We start from the raw sequence: 21488 nt of genomic DNA, 5'->3' as shown, positions 1-21488 counted from the left end.
AAATACGACTTTGGTTTCGAACAGTAAGGATTGGACAGTGCGCAAGAGCTCCAAGATTCTCACCGCCGCCTTGGCCACCGGTGCCGTGCTGGGCAGCGCTATAGCGTTTCGCCAACACCTGGTACGAGCCCCCGTTGTCACGCTGTACAGCGAACCGCATTACCAGGGAATTAAAAAGCACTTTCGTTTCGACGGCATGGCTTACGACCTCGGCACGACAAAACTTCCCCAAGTTGGATCGATTAAGATCGATAAAGTGGAGTTGACCGACCCACTTCTCGAGACCATCTACAACGCGCCGGGCGCTTTCACCATGATGCGTGCCGAAGGGGCCACCACTCGCGAAATCGCCGCATCCATGGGAAATTTCGCCCTCCACTTGCTTCGCCCCAGCATACTGCTCCCGCAGTACAGCGAAGAGGCCACCACTCAGACCTGGATTCGCCTCTGGGCCGACGCCCCGAGTAAGAACACCGCCAACGACGAACAGCAGTGGTGTGACTTCTTTGAAGACACCCCGGACGTAGGAGATTGGGTATCACGCACCACCCATGTTCAACCGGGAATTCTCAACCCCAACCCCGGGTTCGAAGATTTGCGTCATCCCAGTGGAGTCAACGACGACCTGGCCAATGCACTTCCCGACCGAGTTGTGGAAGCCGAGAAGTAAGGATCGTTCCTCCCCGGCACGAAAAATGTGGGCTCGACGCAGCCTCATGGTCCGTCGAGCCCACATTTTCTTCGTCATAGCCTTGTCGTTGACGCGAAGGTGTTTCCTTCGGTCACACTACGGTCGGCTGTAACCCAAGGTGTAGCTACCGCTTCCACTGTCGGCGGCCACTATCCATCGGAAATACCCGCTGGAGTCCTGATGATCGACCGACTTTTCAGTGGCCGACCCAGATCCCTGCGCTACGGACGTCCATCCCCAACCGGTCCATTTCTGCAGTTCGAGACCGAAGTCGGTCCCCTGCGCCGAGGACAGGCAAGCCTGGTGGCTCCCCGAAGCGCCCGAGTAGTACCAACCGCTGTCCGGATGTACGGCACTTCCGTTGGAGGCCAACGAGCCGTTGTCAACGGTGTCATGGTTGTCGCAGTCCTCAGGCGGCTCGGGGTCTCCTCCCCCACCGCCGCCATAAGGCGCGTCGGCTTGTAGAGCCGCTTCCATCAACGCGTCCCGGTTTTCCGGCCACAGAGTACTGTCCAGGCAGGAATAGGAGGGGAAGAAACCACCGCAGGAACCGTACGAACCTCCGATTTCGAAGGTGTACCCGGCTACCCCGAGCTCTCCATAGGCGAAGTCGTCGGTAGTTCCGCTGGCGGTGTACCCTACCGTCTCCCACGCGTTTCCAACCTGGTATCCATTGTGGTCAGCCATGCTGTGAGCGAGTTCCCGCAGCTGATCGTCGTTCGGTGGCGGCGATGAGGTGTAGCCCCACGGAACGATGAGGTAGTTTCCATAGGAGTGCAGTGATATCATCACATCCCGTGCGTCGTCGGGAGCGGGATCGTTACCGCCGCTTCCACGCTGATCGGGGTGGATGTTCTCGAACAGTCCCTCCAGAGCCTGAATCTCCGGTTCCGAAGCCGGTGACGGCCCACGGTACGTCGTGGCACAGGGACTGGACGAAGCGTCTCCCCATTCGTAAGAGTGATTGCGGTTGAGATCAACGCCGACACCCGTACCACTGCAACCGTTACTGTCATTGGCGTTCTTGCGGTGCATAACCGGATTGTCACCACCTTCCGCGACGAGGTCCACGCCGTCGGGATTGGCCATTGGCACCACCCAGACTTCGGTGGTATCCAGCAACTCGGTGATGTCGGAATCCGTACCGTAGCCGTCCACCAGGTAATCAAGCCAACGCCACGTGATTTCTCCGGTGGCGAGCTCGCGAGCGTGGATCTGCGATACGAGTGAGAAACGGGGTTTATCGGAGTCCGGCGAGAGCTCACAATCGCCCGGTTGCAGATTGGTCAGGCAGATGGCTTTGATGTCGTATCCGCCTCGGCCCTGGGTTTTGAGCCAGGAGTCCCCGATATCGTGCACCGTGGCCAAGTCCGGATTGGCGGCGGCGACGTCATCCACGTGCTGAAGATGCAGGTCCGGGGTCTTATATCCACCATAGAAAGTCCCTTGGGCGGATACCCGGTCGTTGACCGGTTTATAGACGGTGTCATGGAATTGCGGTTCCAGTCCTCGGTCCCGTAGGGCGTCGGCGACCTCATGATCGCCGATGACATCGGCCGTACCGTCGTGGTATTCAGCCACGTCGAAACCGCTGTCGTACAGATCGAGCACTTCGTCGGGAGATATCTCGGATACCTCCCAGATGACCGGCTCATCGTGCGGGGCGGCTTGGCTGGTCGAGCCTGCCGCTACTAGCCCTGTTGTAACCAGGATACTGGTTCCAATCAGCGTGATAACTGATCGAACGGATCGCATTGGAACCTCTCCTTAACTGTTGTTTCCGTAGAAACTTCGATAGAGGTCTCTCCTCTATATCAGATAACTATATATATGGATTGATAGTTCTTCAATGCGATCGTGGCTAGAGTGTTGGATTGCCACTCGAACACGGAGACACCTACCCCTGGTAGGCATCCGACGGCACGATGAACACTGATTCCACCTACGCCTATTGCAATTGTCCGACATGCGTCAATTTCTGTCCATGGGCGACGGCGCTTCACTCTCTGCTTCCCTGTCTCTTCTCCCTGTCCCCGGCCTTCCGCCATCTGCCACACTGGGATACATGAGCGATTCAACCGCCTGGCACCGTCACACCACCGTTGCTTGTCTGTTCAGCGGGGCCATCGCCACACTCGCGGGCTTTGCCGCCGGAGAGGTGTTCTCACTCGTCAACGGCGCGCTAAGCCCTCTGACCACTATGGGGGATTCGGTAATCGATCTCTCGGGACCTTCCCTGACACGGTGGGCGATCGACACCTTTGGCACTGCCAATAAGACGATTCTACAATCGTCCATTATTGCGACCGTCCTGGTCACCGGAGCGATCCTAGGCGTGCTGTGGAAACGCCATCGACGGATCGCACTGACGATACTGATTGGTTTGACCGTTCTGGTCGGCATCGCGGCGTACAGCCGTCCCAACTCCACTGGAATGGCCGGGCTGCCCACGTTGGCGGCCGGGGCCGCGACTCTCCTGGTTCTGTGGGCCCTGGTTCGCCAGAACGAACGCTCGACGGAACCGGACGCCGTTCGCACCGACCGTCGCCGTTTCCTGCTCACGGCCTCCGCTATCGCGGTCGGTTCCACCGTCATCGGGTGGTGGTCGCGCCATCATGGCCTGACCACGGCGGTGGAGGAAGAGCGTGCCGGTGTTGACCTCCCTGAACCGGCCGAACCGGCCCCTCAAGTAGCGAACCCGGACTTTCCCTCCGTCGACGACCTCACCCGTTTCCACACGGACAACGCCTCGTTCTACCAGATTGATACGGCGATTTCTCCGCCTCGGATCAAACTCGACGACTTCCGCATTCGGGTTCACGGCATGGTGGACCACGAGCTGACGTTGACCTTTGAGGACCTTCTCGCTCGGCGATTGGTGGAACGCGATATCACGCTGTGCTGCGTATCCAATGAGATCGGTGGGAACCTGGTCGGAAACGCCCGGTGGCTGGGCGTACCGCTATCGGAGGTTCTGGACGAGGCAGGTGTGCACAGTGGTGCGGACCAGTTGGTGTCACGTTCCCAGGACGGATGGACGGCGGGATCTCCTACCTCGTTGATCATGGACGGTCGGGACGCCCTGATCGCTCTCGGGATGAACGGTGAACCTCTGCCACTACAACACGGATGGCCCGCTCGCATCGTCGTTCCCGGGCTGTACGGATATGTTTCGGCAACCAAGTGGGTCACCGAATTGGAACTGACGACGTTTGACGCGTATGACGCCTACTGGATCAAGCGGGATTGGGCGTTGCCTAGCCCGATTAAAACCAGCTCACGCATCGATACTCCACGAAAAAAGGCCTCCGCCGGGGACGTAACGGTGGCTGGAGTCGCCTGGGCGCAGTCGCGTGGAATCGAGAAAGTCGAAATTCAAGTGGACGACGGGGAATGGAATCGGGCCGAACTGGCCACGGTGCCGTCACCGGATACCTGGCGATTGTGGCAATGGGACTGGAAAAAGGCCACGAAAGGGAAACATACGCTCACGGTGCGAGCCACCGATGGGGACGGGAATATACAGACGTCAACCGAATCGTCGGTCATACCCGACGGTGCGACGGGCCATCACTCGATCACCGTTGACGTCGTCTAGATACAATTTGAGACCCGTTCAAACATCCATCTCCATGCCACCTCGCCGCTATGCCTTATTAATAAGGATTAACCACGACCAAGCCTGGGAATAATCTTTAAACGAGCCTCAACGTCTATACGAGAACAGTATGTCTCGACGTCTTAGATGCGAACGTTGACCGCCTGCGGACCGCGATCGCCCTGTTTCACGTCGAATTCGACCTGCTGATTCTCATCAAGGTAACGGCCGTTTTCAATCTCTGAGAAGTGAACGAAAAGGTCTTTACCTTCTTCGTCCGGGGCGATGAAACCATAGCCCTTGTCAGAGTTAAACCATTTAACGGTCCCTTGCGCCATTTGTGCAACCTTTACTTTTTGTTCCTCATGTTCACGGCTGCCAAAGGGAGGACCCTTCGCACGACTAATCGAATAATCGCGTTAGCTCACATACCGATCTGTGCCACCATAAGCCATAGAGACACCACAGCCTTGGACGCTAAATACCAATGACCGGACTGCTCAATACTACAGTGTGTGGCGGTTGTTGACAAGGGGGTTTCTAGTGAGCGAGCACTCAGCGCATTGACCTCCTCCCCACGGATAAATCCGGGGGATTCCAACCCGAAGGCTGGCATGGTCCCCTCGCGGGGGCCATTGGTTCCTGATTCGTCGACCGCCCGGCGGCGAGGTCTCCACAGGCTGACACCGCAAGCCCTGCGGCGTAGGCGGTTGCTTGGCTATCGCAGTTGCCCGGATACAGTTTACTGATATTGCGCGGCCGGCTTGCATCGGACTCAAGTATTCCACCGCGCACCGTTGTGAGCGGCTAACCCCACGGACAAATCCGGAGGTCGGCGCCGCTGAAATCTCCGATCAATGGGGACTTGAACTGGACACCACCCACCCTCATCCTAGGGACCAGGCTTCCCTCCAACACAAGCATCGTTACACCGTAACCTGCCCCTACTGGCCAGGTGCGCAACCTGACCAGTCCAGCAGTTCTCGTGATTCCCAGACAGGGGCGACGACCTGAGCCGCCTCAGTGTGGAACGTCCGCGACGCGCAGGTCGCCGGCCCGAAACAACAACACTGTCACGTCTCTGCCGTCATCCCGTGGGCCCGGCCTGCCCCGATTTCTCGGGGAACGGGACACTCTACAGATTCTTGCGTTGCACGAGCGATTCCAGATTCTCCGCGACCGCATCGGCGACCCCTTCGGTGTCGTCGGTGGGAAGCGTGAATCGGATAAAGGAGTTGTGATCGGGGTTGACCAGGTCGGAGGAATTGTCAATCTGGAGTATGACGTCGGTTTCCTCACGCCCGGCCACGAAGGTCAATTCCAGCCTACGGAACTTCTCAGCGTAGTCACCATTGGCCCAGAAGATGATCTCCTGGTAGAAGGCCATATGAGAACCTTCGATAGTCCCCGGCTCCAGGTCGCTCTCCTGATAGATGAAGCCAAGCTCCTCGATTGCTTCCATAACGGCCTCTTGAATGGGAAGCGGATCGATGCTCAATTCATCCATGTCTCCCTTATCCAGGGCAAACTTCAGGTCCAACTCGGTGGCGATTCCCAGTTTCATACCCGCCATCGGACGACCGGCAATCGTGGAAATCGGAGCTTCCCACGGTACTTGGCTTTCGAATTCCACAGTGTGCTCACTGCCGGCATCCATATCGAACGGTCCGGTCACACCGGCGGTGAAGAAATCCACTTCGTCCGATTTCTCCTTACCGTCGTCTTCGGAGGTGACGACGGCGGTGTAAGCAAGATTGATTCCATTGACGTTCTGTTCGACATCGCCGCCGCTGAAATGCACCTCGCCTTTCAACGTTTCGCCGGGCTTGACACCTTCTGGGGACAGGACGGTGTCGATGCTGACTCCGGCGCCGAACGCTTGCTTAAACTTATCGAAGACCACGGGGGCGATCCTTCCTACATTTGACTGTAACGCAGTTAAGTTATCATTTTTCGTTTTCTTCCTTAGCATTAGCACTTCCTCTTTCCGCACACGCCATACCGGTGGGGCATTGGTGTTGCACCACAAGAAAAACGATCCACTCAGCAAGCGACCTTGTCTCCGTCGGTCCACGTTCCGAAGGGAATCAACCACTTGACAAGTCACATTGGACAGAATAAGGAGGGCATCCTGTTTTCCGGGGACCGAACCGATACAACAGCATCGTTATGCATACATCTCTGGCCGAAGTCGCAATTCCGTGTCGTGCCCGGGGAATTCTTTCCTAAGAGGACGCTTATTCGTCGACCCTGGATACTTGCCTCGGTACGTATAATGGCGCAGGCATGCTCCCTCACAAGCAAGGACCCGGACTCGCTGGTACCGATAGGACGACAGCCGCTCTCAGAGACGACGGAACGTTCGAAACCCCTCCAGCAATAGACGCCTCCACCGCAACGAAACAGCGGAAGCGATGTGTCGTCGAGGACATCCGGTCTGGGTGGCTTTACTACGGATGTCCTCAACCATGGCGCGTCAGTCTCGGGAGGACCTAGGTTAACCTCCCTGGAGTGGATTTAATCCAGTCGCGCACCCGTGGGTGGGTGCAGCGTTCGGGGTCTATGACCAGTCGGTGTCTCCAGTGGTTCCCGTGCCACCCGACGACCAGTCGGTGTCTCCGGTGGCACCGACGCCGCCTGACGACCAATCGGTGTCACCGGCCGGCTGGACGATTCCCGTCTCAGACGACCAGTCGGTGTCTCCTGCTTGAGCGGGTGCGGCGAACATCACAGCTGAGAGAGCTCCCAGAGTGACTGCCACGGCACCGCCGGCTCGTTTCAGTTTAGTAATCACGTTCTCATTCCTTTGGGTCGATCTTTTTGGGGGAATGTGAACATAGCAAATAATATTCGAGAGCAATTGTCAAGACCTGAGTGCGCAAATGCATGAGTTTGAGTGATGACCCGCACTCCGAGGAAATCCATGCCTGAAATGCCGATATTCTGCGATTTCAAACGGTATTGAGACGCGTCCTCTTCCTACACCGTTTTACCCTAATCGACTATCCTCAATCCGACCGACGGGAGGGCGGAATAGGGTCCGCCACGTCTCACGGCCGCTGCCATTCACCGGGTCGTCGCACCGTTCGCCTCGGAACGCCGATGGAGGCCCCACGTAAAACAAATTGCGGACGGCACGGAAAAGAATGAAAATACAATGCGATGACACCGTCCCGCTCTACGCTTCCAGCGACCAATACCTCCGAACCCACTCGCCCAACCCCGTGGCGACTGATGGGGTGGCTGATCACGCGTAATAAGTTCCTACTCATCGCGTCGTGCTTCTTTGGAATCGTCGGACAGGTCTCCTTCCCGGCTATCGCCTATTTCGTACACCAGACGATCGAGCGGGGACTCACCGCGCAGAATGTCTCGGCTCTGGTCTGGTGGTCGCTCGCACTTGTCGCCGTAGGATTGATTTCCGCCGCGAGCATTGTCGGAGCCGAACGCTACGGGGTTCATTACGACCTTGACATCGTGACTCGGTCGATCACCCTCACCGACCGCAAAGCCGCCCGCTTGGGGAACGAACTACACAAGAAGTCCGACGCAGGCGCCGTCGTCAGTATCGGACTACAGGATGCGATGGCGCTGGGGGACGCCGCCGGCTATCTGGGACATTTCATCGGCACGTTCCTATCGGTTCTCGCACTGTCGATATTGCTCCTGCAGATCTCCGTCCCGCTCGGCCTCACCATCCTGATCGGGTCCATCATCGTGGCAGTGATCAACGGCCCGTTGGTGTCGCGATTGCAACAACGTCAATCGACTTACCGGGAACACGTTGGAGACCTCTCTACATCGGCGACCGATATCGTCAACGGATTGCGCGTTCTACGTGGCATCGGCGGCGAGGATCGCTTCCGGGCCTCCTACCGGAAGCAGTCGCAGGATCTCCTGCGTACCGGACTGCGCATTGCTCGCCCACAGGCGTCCATTCGCGCGCTCATCGAAGGGTCGGTGGCCGTTCTTATCGCGGCTGTAGTCTGGGTCGCCGCTCGTCAGGCCGTCAGCGGTGTCATTTCCACCGCAGAAGTCATCGCGGCCTTTACCTATGCTTCGGCAATGCTACTGCCGGTGAGCATGGCTTCGGGAATGCTGCGCTCCATGGTAGAGGGTCATGTCGCCGCAGGGAAACTGTCCAAATTCCTACGTCTGCATGAACCGGACGGTGTGCGGTCCCCACTTCCACTGCCTACGGACCACCGCTTGTACGATCCCGATTCGGAACTTCAGACCATGAAGGGGCTGACGGTCGTCGTCACCGCCAATGACGACGAAGCAGTGGCCATATTCGAACGCTTCTGTTCATATAGAGCCACTGAGGCCACAATCGGATCGATTCCCGTCAATCGATTGGATCGTGCCGACCTGCGCCGTACCGTCCTTCTCGCCGACCACGATGCGTACCTGTACGCCGGGACCATCGCCGACAATGTTTCCCCTCATTCGGCCTCTACAACACGGCACGCGCTGCGGACCGCTCACGCGGACGACATCATCAGCTCGCTGAGCGACGGGATCGACACAAGGGTGGGAAACCAGATTCGTACCTTGTCCGGTGGGCAACGGCAACGCCTGCGCCTGGCCCGTGCCGTAGCCACCGATGTGCCGATACTTCTTCTCCCCAACCCGACCTCGGCGGTGGACTCCCACACCGAAGCCGCGATCGCCGAACGCGTGTATCAGTTCCGACGGGATCTTACTACCGTGGTCGTGTCCACCTCCCCGCTCTGGCTGTCACGAGCCGACCGCGTTGCCTACCTTCGTGATGGAAAGATCATCGATTCCGGAACCCATCACGAGGTGGCGCAACGCCAACACGATTATCAACACTTGGTCTCTCGGGAGAATCGATGAACAACGCCGAAACCGATACCGCGGCCCTGCCGGTGGCGAGCCGCCGCCAAACGCGAACCGCCTTCCTGCGGGCACTGCGACATGAAAAACGGTTCGTCGCCCTCACCGTGCTTCTCAACGGCATAGCAACCGGAGCCGGTGTGGTCGCGCCGCTCTATCTGGGACGGATCGTCGATGAAATCGCCGCGGGTACCGATGTGGCCGGCGTTGACAGGCAGGCAACAGTTCTCGTTGCCGCGATTGCCGCCATCATCGTGTTCACGTGGTGGGGTTCATGGGTGAGCAACGTCCTCGGCGAGCGCGTCGCCGCTCGGCTTCGGGAGGACTTTGTAGACTCGGCACTGACGGTGCCCATGTCTGTGGCGGAAGGCGCCGGAAGCGGTGACCTGGTTACCCGCACCACTTCGGACATTCCGAACGCGGTATACGTATATCAGGAAGGTTTCCATCGCATCGTCATATGCGCCTTGCAGGCGACCGCGTTCCTCACTGCGCTCGTATGGCTCTCACCTCTGTTGGCACTGTGTGTTCTTATCGCCGTCCCGACGATGGCAACCGGGACGCGCTGGTATCTCAAACGTGCTCGGGCGGCGTATATTCGCGAGCGGGCCTCGGAGTCCGTCGTCGGTGAGGCACTGACCGCTTCTGCTGCCGGTGCGCGGACTACCGAGGCGTTCGGTTTGCGGGAGCAGCGTGCTGATACGGTTCGTAGCGGCCTGCGTGGTTTCGTGGCCGCCAATAAGAGAACCGTCTTTCTCCGCTGTGTGTTCTATCCGACTTTGGACGGTTCCTATCTGCTTCCTACTGCGGCGATATTGCTGCTGGGTGGGCTTCTGTGGTTCAACGGTTCGATGAGTCTCGGTACGGTGTCGGCTTGTGCGATTTTGAGCCGCCAGGCGAGCTATCCGGTCGACGGCATTCTGACCGTTCTGGAGGGCTTGCAGAAGGCGTTCGCCTCCCTCTCTCGCGTCGAAGGTATTCGTCTGCTTGCCGATGGGGCGCGCCGAGAGGCGTCGGCACGTGAGCCGGAGGATACGGAGATCGTTTTGGATAACGTTCACTTTTCCTATGACGGCCATAGCGATGTCGTCTCTGGAGTATCGTTTTCGGTCGCCAGCGGGGAGAGAACTGCCATTGTCGGTACCAGCGGGGCGGGAAAGACTACGTTGGCTCGACTCATATCCGGTACCGATGCGCCGTCGCGCGGTAGCGTTCGCGTTGGGAATGTGGAAGTCTCGCAGCTGAGTTTGGAGCAACGTCGCCGTTTGGTGGTCGTGGTGTCGCAGGATCATCATGTGTTCAGTGCGTCGTTGCGTGACAATCTTCTGTTGGCGGAATCCAATGCCTCCGATGCGCAGCTGTGGGAGGCATTGCGATTGGTGGGGGCGGATTGGGCGTCCGCATTGCCGCAGGGCTTGGACACCTTGCTTGGCGGTCAAGAGAAGGAGATCGATCCGGCTGCCGCACAGCAGATTTCTCTGGCACGGGTGATCCTCGCGGATCCGGCGATCGTCGTCTTGGACGAAGCGACGTCGACAATGAATCCGGTTTCGGCCCACCGCACCGAGGAATCGATTGCGGAGGTCCTCAAGGGACGCACGGTAATCGCTATTGCGCATCGATTGCAGACGGCTCGAGACGCGGATCGGGTGATCGTGATGGATTCAGGACGGGTGGTCGAATCGGGAGGGCATTCCGATCTGGTCGATCGGGACGGAACCTACGCGTCGCTGTGGCGTGCCTGGCAAGGTGAGCAAAGCGTTTCCGTTTGACGGGGAAGTTGCCGGTACGGATGTCATCGTTCGGTCACTGTTCGTCAGCCGCAATACTAATCGGTGTACGTAAGTATGTAATTCTCTATTGCTCGATGATCACACAGTGACATCACTACGTCATCATTTTACTTAATGCATATATTGACGCGGGAGTAAGTTACTGTTACTAATGAGTACATGTCTGCTGAATCTATAAAGCACACCGACATAGCGATCATAGGAGCCGGATTCGGCGGCATCGTAGCCGCGGCCCGCCTCCTCCAGCACGGTTTCCGTAACTTTACGGTCCTGGAGAAAGAAAACTCGGTGGGCGGCACGTGGCGCGACAACAACTACCCCGGCTGTGCCTGTGACGTCCCCAGTCACCTCTACTCCCTTGCTTTTCACCTCAACCCGGACTGGAGCGACACGTTCGCCGGTCAGGGCGAAATCTGGGATTATCTGCGCACAGCCGTCAAAGAACTCGGCATTGAACCGCATATTCGCTTTAACCACGAAGTCGACACCGTTGTCTGGGAGGACGACCGACAACAGTGGAACATCGATACCAACCAGGGCACCATGACCGCGCGAATAGTCATCGCCGCACCCGGGCCACTCTCCGACCCTTCGATTCCCAAGATCGAAGGAATCGACGAATTCGCCGGCGAGACCTTCCATTCGTCCGAATGGAACCACGACTACGACCTCACCAACCGCGAGGTCGCCGTCATCGGCACCGGGGCCTCCGCGATTCAATTCGTTCCCAAGATCCAGCCACAGGTCAAGAAACTCAATCTTTTCCAGCGCACCCCGCCCTGGATCATGCCACGAACCTCCCGTACGGTCGGCCCCTTGGAAAAAGCGTTCTACCGCAATGTCCCTGGAGCGAACCGACTGAGACGCACCGCCCTTTATTGGGGTCGGGAAACCTGGGCACTTGGATTTCTCAATCCCTCCATCATGCGACGGGTCCAGAAGATCTCACGACTACACCTTAATCGTCAGGTTTCCGACCCGGAGTTGAAGGACAAACTCATTCCCGACTACACCATGGGATGTAAGCGAATTCTGCTGTCCAATACCTACTGGCGATCACTGGACCAAGACAATGCGGAAGTCGTCACAAACGGAATCCGCCATATCGACCGGACGGGTATCGTCACTTCGGACGGCCACCATCACCGCGCCGACGCCATCATTTGGGGAACGGGTTTCCACGTCACCGACCCGCCCATCGCCCAAATGGTGACCGGGCGCGGCGGACAGAAGTTGGCCGAAGCGTGGAGCCCGAGCATGCGCTCCTATAAGAGCACAACGTTTTCGGGTTTCCCGAATTTCTTCATGATGTTGGGGCCGAATTCGGCCCTCGGACACAATTCCGTCGTTCTCATGGTGGAAGCGCAGATGCAACAGGTCATCAAGGCTCTCAAGTACATGCGTAAACACCGGAAGCGCTCGGTCGAACCGACCGCACTGGCTCAAAAGGCCTACCACCAACGCATTGCCAAGAAAATGAAGGGAACCGTATGGGTAGCAGGCGGTTGCGACAGCTGGTATCTGGACTCCACAAATACCAATACCACCGTTTGGCCGGGGTTCGTCCCCACCTTCCGACTCATGCAGAACCGCTTCCAGCCCAGCCACTACCTTCTGCGTTAAGGACACGTCATGTCGAACTACGAACTCAACCATCACCGGCAAGGTCACGGCGAACCACTGCTCCTGTTTCACGGAATCGGGCATCGTTGGCAGGCCTGGGAACCGATACTGGATCGACTCGCCGAGTACCACGAGGTGATCGCCGTCGATCTCCCCGGATTCGGAGAATCACCCGTTCCCCCGAACGGTGTACCCACCAATATGGATGAAGCCGTCGCCGAAGTGGCTCGATTCCTCCGCGACCAGAGTATTGAAAAACCACACGTGGCCGGCAACAGTTTGGGTGGCGCCATCGCCCTCGAATTGGCCGACCACGATTTGGTCGCGAGTTGTACCGCCCTGTCCCCGGCGGGGTTCTTTACTCCGGGAGAAGCACGACGCGGAGTTAGGATTCTCAAGAGAATGCGCGCCAGTACCTACTGGCCGAAACCCATCCTGCGTACCGCCTTGCGTTTGCCGTTCGTGCGCGATCTGTCCTATAAGCCCATCATCGCCGATCCGACGACACTGCCGTCGCAGCGACTTCTGGACGACGCGCGAGCCCTACGGCGCGGCAAGGGATTTCGTCCTATCGCCAAGGAAGCACCCCGTTATTCCTTCCGAGGGGAGCCCAAAGCGCCGACCACCGTCGCCTGGGGAACCAACGATCGCATTCTCCGTCCCCGTCAAGCCATACGCGCTCAAGTACGGCTGCCCGAAGTACGCCACCTCCCGCTCGAAGGCTGCGGACACGTACCAATGAGCGACGACCCCACGGCGGTTGCCGAGGCCATTCTCACCACAACGGGCGCCCGTCACTCCACGTGACCTCGGCACCAGACCGGCATTTCCCCTCCGGCAGAACGGACACTCACTCGTGGTGCCGGGGGTTGCCATTTACCTTCACTCTCGTATCCTTGGAGCATGACGACACGGGAACATCCGCTCAAGGGTGAATTCAATATGGACACCGCCCGCTGGGAACGTCCGGTCAAGGCCGATGGGGAGCCGGGAGCGTTCGAAATCGGCTACGGCGACAACGACCTGGTGGCCCTTCGTTTGGCCGATGCCCCCGACGGCGACCTGCTGATTTACACACCTGAAGAATGGGAGGCCTTCCGCGACGGAGTCAGTAAAGGCGAGTTCGACCTCCCGCCTGAGATGGCCGAGGAGGGGGAGGCCGGCTCAGCGTCGACTTAGGCGTTCGGAGGTGCCGCCGTACCGGCACCTCGTTGCCGAGGCTGCGGCTTATTCTTCTGTTGGTACAGGCGGTGCCCCTCTTCGGGAACCATCCCGGCATCAGCCAAGAGGTCCAAGTCGGCCTGGGCCGCTTGACCTTCACTGGTGAGGTAGTCGCCCAGAAATATCGAATTGGCGATGTGCAGCGCGGTTGCCTGATACGTACGCAGATGCGCCTCCCGCCCCGCAGCCAACCGGATTTCACTTGTGGGATTAGCCAGCCGCATCATGGCCACGATCCGAAGACACTGTCGCGGATCAAGTTCCCAGGTACCTTCCAACGGAGTTCCGTCGAAGGGCAGCAGAAAGTTCACCGGAATCGAATCAACTTCCGAGGCTCGCAAGCGCAGGGCCACTTCGACCAGATCCGCATTGGATTCGCCCATCCCGGCGATCAGGCCCGAACACGGCGACAGCTGGGCGTTCTTAGCTTTCGTCACGGTGTCCAGACGATCCGAATAGTCGTGAGTCGTGCAGATCGACTCGTAATGGCTCTCCGAGGTATTGAGGTTGTGATTGTAAGCGTCCGCACCGGCCTCCGACAGTTTCTCCGCCTGTCCGTCGCGGAGTAGACCGAGGCAGGCGCATACCTCTACCTCCGGGTGATCGTTCTTCACCGACGCGATCGTATCGCTCACCCGGTCAACGTCGCGTTCACTGGGTCCACGACCGGACGCGACCAGACACACGCGACTGGCGCCTCCGGCAATGCCCGCGCCCGCTGCCTCGGTCGCCTCCTCGGCCGAAAGCCAACTGTATTTGAGAACCTCCGCGTCCGAGCCGAGGCGCTGGGAACAGTAGGTGCAGTTCTCCGGGCACAGACCGCTTTTAAGATTGACGAGGTAATTGAGCTTCACTCGATTGCCGAAGTGCTGAAAACGCAGGCGGGACGCGGCGGCCACCACCTCCATAAGCTCGGAATCGGAGCTGGTCAGTACCGTCTCTAGGTCCTTATGACGTGGTTCCATGGATGCCGCCGCAGCATCCAGCAAACGTTCAAGCGCAATCGAAGTGTCCGACATGGCTATGATGCTCGCATATTCATGACACGCTATTTTTATAGGTTCTCTACAAGGTGTTTTGTAGATTTCACCAGATGCGGGACAAGCAACGGATAGGGGGAGCCGCGCGGCGACTCCCCGTGACTGGAGTATGGTCTACGTACTTCAAGCGGCCCTCGTCACGACGTTGCGAGGTATCGGTTTCACGTTGGCGGCATACGCCCAGGCGCTCATACCGGCGGCCAACACACCGAGCCCGAACACCCCACGCCACTCGTATACCGGCAATATCGCGAGGGCCCCTGCGACCAGAAACAAGGACACCGCCGCGGCGCCGAAATACACCAGCCAGAGGCGACGACGGTCGTATTGGGCGTTAAGTACGGTATGTGCAGCTCGCACCGTCATCCCAGAGCCAACCCCGGTGACGGTAGCGGCGAGCGCGAGGAGCGCGATGTTCCCGGCGAGTGCGCTCAGCAGCCCTCCACCCGCCACCATCCCCAGGCTCGCGTAGCCGAGGAGACGCAGGCCGTGCGGCGTGTCCGTGACGGGAGAGGTGAGCACGGCGACGGCAAATGCGGTACTCGCCAGAATGAGAGGTAGAAATCGCAGGGTACCGCTCAACTGAAGTGCTCCATCGTATTCGCCGATAAGGGCTGGGAAGAGCCCGAACACCGCCATCGCGGTAATCAGGGCGAGAATCGTTGCGCCTGCGGACCTCAGAGTTCGTTGAATCATGGACTCCACGCTATGGCGGTGCCACAGCGCCCGCCTCGGTCGTCCGACTTGGTTGGACGACCGGATTTTTACGTGGTTGAGCCGGTTGCCGGACAACCCAGTCAATTGACAGATGCGTCCAGGTCGGTCTCCGGGTACGTTTAATAGGAGTCGGCGTTACGTGTACACGTTCGCGGACTGCAATATCTTTGTGTATACCGCTTTCATCGGGAGTTGCCGTGACGTCGAACGCCGAAGGACACCTGCTCGCACGAAATACAGATATGCCAACGGTTCCCCTTCCCGCATCACCCTCTCCTCGGGGTGGTTTGGTCGGCCGCGACAATGAATGGTCGCATCTCAATTCCTTTCTCGACAGTGCACGATTGGGGCATGGCGGCGGATTGGTCGTTCGGGGTGAACCGGGGATCGGAAAGTCCGCACTTATCGACGCCGCCGTGGCCGATTCTGAGGACTTTTTGGTTTTGCGTGCTCTCGGCGTGGAGGCGGAACATACGTGGTCGTGGGCCGGCTTGTCCATGTTGTTGCAGCCGTTGTTGGACCGGAGGCACCGACTGCCCGAGGCGCAACGAGTCGCGCTGAGCAATGCCCTTGGCCTGGCGGAGGCGGGGCCACGTGCGCCTCGACTTCAGGTGGGCTTGGCGGTACTGAACCTTCTGGTGGAAGCGAGCGCCGATCGCCCGGTATGTGCCGTCATCGATGATGCCCATTGGCTTGACGCCGATTCCACCGAAGCTTTGCTGTTCGCTTCTCGGCGAATGGCGACGGAGTCGGTGGCAGTGGTGATGGCGGCACGCGACGGTTTCGCCCCGGATTTCGCGGCTCCCGGTATTCCCGAGTTGAATGTGGGACCACTGGACATGACGTCGTCGGACGTTTTGGTCAATCAGCGTGGCGATGATATTTCGTATTCGGGCCGTGACTGGATTCTGCGTACCGCCGGTGGTAACCCTTTGGCCTTGTTGGAGTTGCCCGTGGCCGATCACGAGGATGGCGGGGTGACGACGTCCAATAGTCGGTTTTCCACGACGTCACGTATCCGGCAAGCTTTTACGGAACGTATCATTTCACTTCCGGAACCGACCCGGATGCTTTTGCTGGTGGCGGCTGCTGAAGAAACGGGCGACAACTCGGTGATCGTGGAAGCGGCGGGCAAGCTGGGGGCTACCGTGGCCGATCTGGAACCGGCCGAGCGTGATGGATTGGTGCGCTTCCACATGGGACGCATCGAGTTCGTACACCCTTTGATTCGTTCGGCGTCGTATCATTCGGCTCCCCGCCACCGCCGCATCGACGCTCGCCGGGCCCTGTCGGAAACCTTTGGTCCGGACGATATTCGCCACGCGTGGCATTTGGCGGCGGCAACTACGGGTCAGGATGAAACCGCCGCGGCGGCATTGGAATCGATTGCCTCCTTCGAGGCCGACCGCGGTGGCTGCATCGCGGAAATGAGCGCGCTGGAAAGGGCGGCGTCGTTCACTCCTGACTTGGAGGTCAGGGCGTCTCGGCTGATTCGCGCGGCACAATCGGCGTATGTATCGTGCCTGGCGGAGAAGGCGATCACCTTGGCTTCGGAGGCAGAGCGATTGTCCAATAATCCGGAAATCCTGGCGCGAGCCGCACTGATTAGAGCGACGGTGTGGTCATGGACGGGCGAATCCCGCGCGTTTGAAATGTGGATGAGCGCCGCCGACCACTATGCCACGTCCGGACACGAAAGCACCGGTTACCCGCTTCTACGAGGAGTGTGGCACGCGTGGGAAACAGGCGATTTCACTCAGGTGGAACACGCGGCACGCCGAGCGGAGGCCTACGGAGGTTCGAATAACGAATGGGCGCGACGTCTGGCACGGGCGGCGGCGGGCTTGAACCGACGGTCGGCCTCGGCGGGCGAGGCAGTGGAGTCACTCCGCAGCCTGTACGAGTACTACCGGCCGCTCCATGAGGACTTCGTCCGTTTTGATCGAATTCTATCGGCGCGATGGCGTCTCTTGGCCGGCGACACCAAGGCGGCGTATCGCCTTGCTTCCGAGGAGGTCACCGCATGTCGTAAGAAAGGCGCCACCTCTCCCCTGGTACAGGCATTGGCCGTTCAAGCCGAAGCGCAGTTCGAGTTCGCGCGCTACGCGGATGCCCAAGCGGCGGCGACATCGGCCATCGAGCTGCTTCCCGAACAAGGGGAACGTCGAGCGTTGATGCAGACACGGTTGTGGGTACTGCTCCCGATCGCAGCGGTGCGCGGTGACGAGAAGTGGTGCCGGGAATTGGTCGCGGCCGCCGTCAACGACGCTCCCGCCGATTCCGTGGTTCCCGCCGACACCGCACTGGGGCTCTTGGACCTGGGGCTGGGACGCTACAAAGCGGCCTTCGAACGACTATGGGCCATAGCTCAAGGTGTCACTCCGATGGAAATGCTGCGCGATGTACCGAATCTGGTGGAGGCGGCTCATCGTTGTGGGCGCGAAACCGAGGTCACCGCGGTGTTCGAATGGTTCTGCGACTGGGCGCGGGCGACCGGCCAACGGTACTGGGAAGCGCTTGTGGAGCGCTGTCACGGTCTACTGGGCGACGAGGCCGACGCGGGAGCGCATTTCGCGAAGGCGATCGAACTGCATCGCGCCGACGACGTCAATCCTTTTGAACGGGCCCGTACCGCGCTGACGTACGGTGAGTGGCTGCGGAGGGCGCGACGCATCAATGAGGCACGCATTCATCTTCGTGACGCGGTGGAGACGTTCGAACGCCTCGGTGCCGCTCCGTGGACCGAACGCGGCAAGTCGGAACTACGCGCGGCGGGCGACTCCCAGCGGGTGGAAGGTTCCCTCGGACTGGCCGACCGACTTACTCCACAGGAACTACAGGTCGTACGGCTGGCCGCCGACGGACTGACCAATCGACAGATCGGCGAGCAACTGTTCATCAGTCCTCGCACCGTCGGATACCACTTGTACAACGCGTACCCGAAACTCGGCGTCTCCTCCCGAGCCGAGCTGGCACGAGTGGAACTCTAATTCCGAGAAACGACGACCGGAGGCAACGCCCTTGGACGTCCACCACGACTGAATTAGAATTTCGGGCATGAATGACACCGGAAACCAACAGATCACCTTCGATGATTTCACCAAAATTGAAATGCGGGTCGGACGTATCGTCAAGGCGGAGCCCTTTCCTAAGGCCCGCAAACCCGCGTACAAACTCACCATCGATTTCGGCGAGTACGGGATGAAGAATTCCAGTGCGCAGATCACGAAACGCTACGCACTAGAGGATCTGGAAGGCCGCCGCATCATCGCGGTCATGAACTTCCCGCCCATGCGGATCGCGGACTTTCAATCCGAAGTGCTCGTGCTCGGAGCCGGCGTGGACGACAATTCCGACATCACCCTACTGAGCCCGGACGCCGAAGCGCCCCTTGGAGCCCGCGTGCATTAATACTCCTTGGGGATTCGGTTTCCGTTCGCGGCGCGTCGGTGAACCGAATCCCCAAGGTATTACGAACGAATGGTCGCGTTGAGCCGTTCGGCGGCCACCGCGACGGCCCGGTCGCGAAGGGCGCTCCCCTCCTCATTGGTCAGGGTTCGATCGGCGGCACGCAATTTCATTTTGAACGCCAGCGACTTCTTGCCCGCGCCCAATTTCTCGCCCCGATAATCGTCGAACAGACGAATGTCGTCCAGCAGTTCGCCGGCCCCGTCCTGCAAGGCCTGAGCGACGTCTCCGGCGGGAACATCGCGATCCACCACGACCGCCACATCGATGAGCGTAGCGGGGTAATGCGAAATGACAGGTGCCGTCGACAATTCGGGGAAGGCGATGGCACTGAGATCGATCTCCACCGCCGCAGTCCGCTGCGGAAGCTCCACCGCCGCGCAGACCTCCGGGTGCAGTTCCCCGGCATAACCGACGACGGTCTCTCCCACCGAAAGTTCGGCACAGCGCCCCGGATGCCACGGCGGGTTGTGGCCCTGGCGGACGGTCAACGCGACACCACAGGCGTCGGTGATCGTCTCGGCGACGTCGATCGCATCCGACCAATTCACCGCACGGGCGTCCACGCCAACCCCCGCCTGCTGGGCCTCACCGGTCAGGATCGCGGCCACGTGCCGGGGCTGCCGGGGAAGGCGGAGCCTGGCCGTCTCCAGGGACCGGTCCCCGGGACGCTCGGAAACAGGAAGGTCGATAACCTCTCGTTCCCCCCACCCGGCGTCGGGACGGTAAACCAGGCCGTCCTCGAAAACGGCCAGGTCCCGGGTGCCTCTCGACAGATTGGTGCGTACAGCGTCCACCAGCGTGGACAGAATGCTGGTGCGCATCCGATCGGCGGACTCGTCCAGCGGGTTGAGGACCGACAGATTGCGACGCCGATCGTCCTCGGTGGCGAGACCGAATTGATCGTCGCGCTCCACATTCACGAACGGGAAAGTGTACAGCTCGGTCAAACCGGTGTGCGCCAATGCGTTTGCCACCGCACGGCGACGCCGTTGCTCCTTGGTGAGCCCATGGCCCTCCGCCGCACGCGGCAAAGTAGAAGGAATGTGACGATACCCGTCCAGACGAGCGACTTCTTCCACCAAATCGGCCGGATCGGTCAGGTCGGGACGCCAGCTGGCCGGCGTCACCGCCAATACCGCATCGCCCTCCACCGAACAACCGGCCGCCTGCAACACGGCCCGGACGGTCTGCGGTGAATAGTCAACTCCCACAATGCGACTGGGTTCGGATACCGGAAGCTCAATCGGTTCTACGGCAGTGCGTCGATCGACATCGGTGACGTTTTCCGAAATCGTGCCGCCGCCGTAACGAGCCAACAGTTCGGCGGCGTAACGAATCGCCACGACCGCCAACGCCGGGTCCACTCCACGTTCGAAACGTTTGGACGCCTCCGAAATGAGTTTGTGACGCCGTGAGGTACGAGCGATGGCGACCGGATTCCACCACGCACCCTCCAACAGCACGTTGGTGGTCTCGTCGGAGACTTCGCTCGTCGCGCCACCCATGACGCCGGCCAGCGACAACGGCCCGGACTCATCGCAGATCACGACGTCCTCACCGTCAAGTTCCCGCACCGTATCGTCGAGCGTGGTGAGTTTTTCCCCGGAACGAGCCTGCCGCACGGTCACGTCACCGCGCAAGCGGTCGCGATCGAAGGCGTGCAGCGGCTCCCCCAGTTCCAACATGAGGTAGTTGGTGACGTCGACGGCCAAGGACAGCGGACGCATCCCCGCTTGGGTCAGGCGACGCGCCATCCATTGCGGAGACGCCGCATTGGGATCGACTCCCTCGACCGTCAGCAGCGCGAAGCGCTCGCAGTTATCGGTATCGACGTGCAGCGGCCAAGCGCCCGGTTCAGTGGCGTCGGGTTCCTTCACCGCGTCGGCGGGATCGGTGAAGGAGACGTCCAATTGATGGGCGACTTCGCGCGCGACACCGCGCAACGAGAAACAATACCCCATGTCAGGGGTGATATCCAGCTCGAACACCGTATCGTCGAGGCCGAGGTGCGGCCGGGCGTCCTCCCCCGGCCGGGCGGAGTCGGCTTCCAGCACGATGATTCCGCTGTGATCGTCCGACAGTTCCAGTTCCGCGGCGGAACAGATCATTCCCTCCGAGGTGCGCCCGTACGTTTTACGGGAACTGATCGCGAAATCGCCGGGGAGCACCGCCGACGGAAGCGCCACCACGACGAGATCGCCCTCGGCGAAGTTGCGCGCACCGCAGACGATGTTCTGCGGTTGATCGCGCCCGACGTCGACCGTACAATTCCTTATCGGTTTTTTGAACTCGGTGAGTTCTTCAATGGTGGTCACCCGCCCGATCACCAGCGGACCGGTGACCTTTTCACGCAGGTCCTCCACCGATTCGACTTCCAGACCCGCGTTCACCAGGGCGGCGTCGATCTCAGCGGTGGTCAGATCGTCCGGCAGTGCGGCGTATTCTTTCAACCAGGAAACGGGAATCAGCATTGT

The 21488-nt window shown here is 59.8% G+C and carries 16 protein-coding genes; 9 read left to right on the top strand and 7 right to left on the bottom strand.

Annotated features, from left to right (window positions below; genetic code table 11):
• Positions 1-37: 37 nt before the first annotated feature.
• Complete coding sequence (locus HALAL_RS0112445; RefSeq protein ID WP_025274315.1) at positions 38-670, top strand: hypothetical protein; 633 nt, start codon at positions 38-40, stop codon at positions 668-670.
• A gap of 117 nt (positions 671-787) precedes the next feature.
• Here the strand turns inward: HALAL_RS0112445 and HALAL_RS0112440 are convergent, their stop codons facing one another.
• Complete coding sequence (locus HALAL_RS0112440; protein WP_025274314.1) at positions 788-2446, bottom strand: M14 family zinc carboxypeptidase; 1659 nt, start codon at positions 2444-2446, stop codon at positions 788-790.
• Between the two features lie 310 nt (positions 2447-2756).
• Here HALAL_RS0112440 and HALAL_RS0112435 point away from each other — a divergent pair, with 310 nt between their 5' ends.
• On the top strand, positions 2757-4289 hold the full coding sequence (locus HALAL_RS0112435; protein WP_025274313.1) for a molybdopterin-dependent oxidoreductase: 1533 nt from the start codon (positions 2757-2759) through the stop codon (positions 4287-4289).
• A gap of 143 nt (positions 4290-4432) precedes the next feature.
• On the opposite strand, the gene HALAL_RS0112430 is transcribed toward HALAL_RS0112435, so the two are convergent.
• From HALAL_RS0112430 to HALAL_RS0112420, 3 genes are all read right to left on the bottom strand, one after another.
• Positions 4433-4627, bottom strand: coding sequence for a cold-shock protein (locus HALAL_RS0112430; RefSeq protein ID WP_025274312.1), 195 nt, complete (start codon positions 4625-4627; stop codon positions 4433-4435).
• A 797-nt stretch (positions 4628-5424) separates the two neighbouring features.
• On the bottom strand, positions 5425-6192 hold the full coding sequence (locus HALAL_RS0112425; RefSeq protein ID WP_025274311.1) for a sporulation protein: 768 nt from the start codon (positions 6190-6192) through the stop codon (positions 5425-5427).
• A gap of 657 nt (positions 6193-6849) precedes the next feature.
• A complete protein-coding gene (locus HALAL_RS0112420) occupies positions 6850-7083 on the bottom strand; it encodes a hypothetical protein (RefSeq protein WP_025274310.1) in 234 nt (77 codons plus the stop codon).
• A gap of 368 nt (positions 7084-7451) precedes the next feature.
• On the opposite strand from HALAL_RS0112420, the gene HALAL_RS0112415 reads away from it, so the two are divergent.
• The 5 genes from HALAL_RS0112415 (at position 7452) to HALAL_RS0112395 (ending at position 13744) form a co-directional block, all read left to right on the top strand.
• Positions 7452-9149: an ABC transporter ATP-binding protein gene (locus HALAL_RS0112415; protein WP_084471999.1), complete on the top strand. Its 1698-nt coding sequence runs from the start codon at positions 7452-7454 to the stop codon at positions 9147-9149.
• The gene (locus HALAL_RS0112410) at positions 9146-10921 is read left to right on the top strand and encodes an ABC transporter ATP-binding protein (protein WP_025274308.1); all 1776 of its coding nucleotides are present in this window, start codon (positions 9146-9148) and stop codon (positions 10919-10921) included. The genes HALAL_RS0112415 and HALAL_RS0112410 overlap by 4 nt, the downstream gene beginning before the upstream one ends.
• Before the next feature lie 180 nt (positions 10922-11101).
• Positions 11102-12565, top strand: a complete 1464-nt coding sequence (locus HALAL_RS0112405; RefSeq protein WP_025274307.1) for a flavin-containing monooxygenase — start codon at positions 11102-11104, stop codon at positions 12563-12565.
• Positions 12566-12574: 9 nt separating this feature from the next.
• Positions 12575-13372: an alpha/beta fold hydrolase gene (locus HALAL_RS0112400; protein ID WP_025274306.1), complete on the top strand. Its 798-nt coding sequence runs from the start codon at positions 12575-12577 to the stop codon at positions 13370-13372.
• A gap of 96 nt (positions 13373-13468) precedes the next feature.
• A complete protein-coding gene (locus HALAL_RS0112395) occupies positions 13469-13744 on the top strand; it encodes a DUF397 domain-containing protein (RefSeq protein WP_025274305.1) in 276 nt (91 codons plus the stop codon).
• On the opposite strand, the gene bioB is transcribed toward HALAL_RS0112395, so the two are convergent.
• The gene (gene bioB / locus HALAL_RS0112390) at positions 13741-14805 is read right to left on the bottom strand and encodes a biotin synthase BioB (RefSeq protein ID WP_025274304.1); all 1065 of its coding nucleotides are present in this window, start codon (positions 14803-14805) and stop codon (positions 13741-13743) included. The two genes, HALAL_RS0112395 and bioB, sit on opposite strands and share 4 nt — an antisense overlap.
• Before the next feature lie 144 nt (positions 14806-14949).
• Complete coding sequence (locus HALAL_RS0112385) at positions 14950-15522, bottom strand: hypothetical protein (RefSeq protein ID WP_025274303.1); 573 nt, start codon at positions 15520-15522, stop codon at positions 14950-14952.
• A 263-nt stretch (positions 15523-15785) separates the two neighbouring features.
• Between HALAL_RS0112385 and HALAL_RS0112380 the strand changes: the two genes are divergently transcribed.
• Both HALAL_RS0112380 and HALAL_RS0112375 read left to right on the top strand, forming a co-directional pair.
• Positions 15786-18533: a helix-turn-helix transcriptional regulator gene (locus tag HALAL_RS0112380; RefSeq protein ID WP_051462940.1), complete on the top strand. Its 2748-nt coding sequence runs from the start codon at positions 15786-15788 to the stop codon at positions 18531-18533.
• A 67-nt stretch (positions 18534-18600) separates the two neighbouring features.
• Positions 18601-18954, top strand: coding sequence for a tRNA-binding protein (locus tag HALAL_RS0112375; RefSeq protein WP_025274301.1), 354 nt, complete (start codon positions 18601-18603; stop codon positions 18952-18954).
• Between the two features lie 59 nt (positions 18955-19013).
• On the opposite strand, the gene pheT is transcribed toward HALAL_RS0112375, so the two are convergent.
• The gene (gene pheT, locus HALAL_RS0112370; protein ID WP_025274300.1) at positions 19014-21485 is read right to left on the bottom strand and encodes a phenylalanine--tRNA ligase subunit beta; all 2472 of its coding nucleotides are present in this window, start codon (positions 21483-21485) and stop codon (positions 19014-19016) included.
• Between the last annotated feature and the right edge of the window lie 3 nt (positions 21486-21488).

The sequence above is a fragment of the Haloglycomyces albus DSM 45210 genome (assembly GCF_000527155.1).
GTDB classification, from domain to species: Bacteria; Actinomycetota; Actinomycetes; order Mycobacteriales; family Micromonosporaceae; genus Haloglycomyces; species Haloglycomyces albus.
The sequence above is the reverse complement of the archived record's forward strand: the minus strand, read 5'-3'. Positions and strand labels throughout refer to the sequence as shown.